Genomic DNA, 2,213 nt, shown 5'->3' with positions numbered 1-2,213 from the left:
TAATATATGGAAAATTTTATATCGTGAATAGATTGATATTCGGATTGCTATTGAAACAATAAGGAATAATAACATGAAATTATGCAGAATTTTTTTCAGATTGAATGAATTTACATGCAATATTAAATAGAATGGGTAAACTCATGAGAATTTTACGAACTATACTTAAGTTCAGTTGCAATTTTTTCTTCTGAAAAGCACCATGCTCATATCATCGGTATATGTTTGGACTGGTGATCAGGCGTAAGAAGTTTGAAAAATAAAAAGAATCCCCGCTTTTGTTATGTTGCCAAGCCTGTCAGGGCAAAGCGGGGAGGCCAATATAGCCAAATTAGTCATGCTTATAAAATATATCCCATTATTGGATATATGTGAAACTTTTAAACTAAAAATATCTTATTTATTATTGTTTTTTATCAATGTGCGAAGGGAAGTTTTATGATGTTTCCTTCCGATTGAGGACTGATAGTTCGAAGGGCTTCCAAGCTAAAAGGGGTCGATAGGGTGTTGTCACATTAATCCGTTTAGTTACTGGCGATTCCAGTCTGGTCCTCCCTTCAGGAGGCACAGGCTGCTATTTTCCATGCCTCGAAAGCTTCGAGACGATGGTACTGAATGGTGAGTGCTGAGCGACGGCGAGAGGGAACGGAAAAACAATTGTGGATAGTTGAATGCATAACGACGAATCGCTGCAACGCCCCAGCAGACCGGTATCTCTGTTGGGTTCGCTCTCGTTTTCTAAAGGGGAGGTGGCTGTTTTCAGTCCGGTTATTGAGGCCCTTATGCGTCCAGTGCTCAACGCCGGGGACAACGTCAGCTTTTGCCGCACCATAAGAGCGCAGTTTACCGTGAAGATCCTTTTGGGCACAGTGCAATAGCGCTTCATCAGACTAATTAACTAGCGTCTGGCGGCAGATTTATCGCGCTGTTTCTTAAGGGTTTCTTCAAGAACCAGACCTGACTGCTATACAGCGCGCCAGAGCCAGTATTTTTTCACGCCACATTTCACTGCGACTTCGTCAAGATGCCAGACGTCACCGGGCCGGGGGTGGCGGCAGCGAAGGTTTCGGGCGTTCTTCGGCCCGAATTTTCGTGTCCAGCGGCGTATCGTTTCTTAAGAAACATCAATCCTGCGTTCGAGCAGCATTTCCTCCACTTCCCGAAGGCTCAGATTGACCCGGAGGTAAAGCCAAACTGCGTGCGAGATTATTTGTGGTGTAATACGGTGATGTTTGGAGCTAATCGATGACGTCTGCATCAGGAAAATTTAGCCTATAGCTATCTGGCTGACAACATCGGTTCATGTGCTGCTCCCTCAGCAAAAGGTGATGATGAGTTTATCACCTCCAGATTTTTGCAACAGTGCCCAAAAGGTTTTATTTATAATGTATGCGAACCGAAATCGGCGATAATTATGTGTCAGGAGAATCTCGATTACTAATCCTCTCATTTATAGTGTGTTCACGTATTCTTTGCTTTAGTCCTTTGTTCTGAAGTAATTCGATTATTTATTATCTGTGGACTTACCGTGATACTTCCAAATTCCTAGTAGTTCATCGGTTAAAATATCAGGATATGTAGCATAGTTCATTCGTTAAAGCCGTAAAAGACGGCGATAATTTTATCGGACGCCTTTAACGGAAGTAAACGTTCTGAAATTTATCAGGCGTCAATATTCTTCTGGTCCATGGTGTAAGATTCTCATGGTGTAAATAATTATAAGGTCTAAAATGCCCGCTCGCTCCATTCCAGCCCCTCAATTTCCCTTTGTTGTTGAATGCCATTTCCCCAGCAAACCTAACGTCGTTTTTTGTCATTGAAGTGTGCCCCATCTTCCAGTGATTTGGAAGATTTGGCATAGCAAGTACAATATTTGGTTCATCGCTGGGAATAATAAAATCAAAAACCTCTCTTTTGGGATAATAAATACTATGATTTCCTCTATTTCTTAATAGTAGACGCCCATCTCCTTCAGGGTGTAGCTCCACGGAATACATTACGTTCTTATCGATCGAATGCTGATCGTAATTATTTGCTTTAAAATGCCAAGTTTCACCGAGGTCTTTTATATGCCTGCTCAGGTGGTTTCTTTGCGCCAAGGTTAGGTGTGTATTAGGTAAGGGAATTCCCTCAGTTATTTCTTGAGTCATATGACGTCTGGTGATACTACTTATATTCCTGAGGGCCTGAGTCCCGGCCACCATGCCCGCCAT

General features: G+C 42.3%; 1 protein-coding gene and 1 pseudogene. Both read right to left on the bottom strand.

The features are described 5' to 3' along the window. Nucleotides 1-557 precede the first annotated feature (557 nt). Complete coding sequence (locus tag GSQ70_RS26275) at nt 558-875, bottom strand: DDE-type integrase/transposase/recombinase (protein WP_370521025.1); 318 nt, start codon at nt 873-875, stop codon at nt 558-560. A gap of 759 nt (nt 876-1,634) precedes the next feature. After that, a pseudogene (locus GSQ70_RS00810) lies at nt 1,635-2,213 on the bottom strand (hypothetical protein); the annotation flags it as partial.

It is taken from the genome of Pantoea sp. BAV 3049 (assembly GCF_009765445.1).
Lineage (GTDB): Bacteria > Pseudomonadota > Gammaproteobacteria > Enterobacterales > Enterobacteriaceae > Erwinia.
Note: the sequence above shows the minus strand (reverse complement) of the source record. Positions and strands in the feature narration are given on the sequence as shown.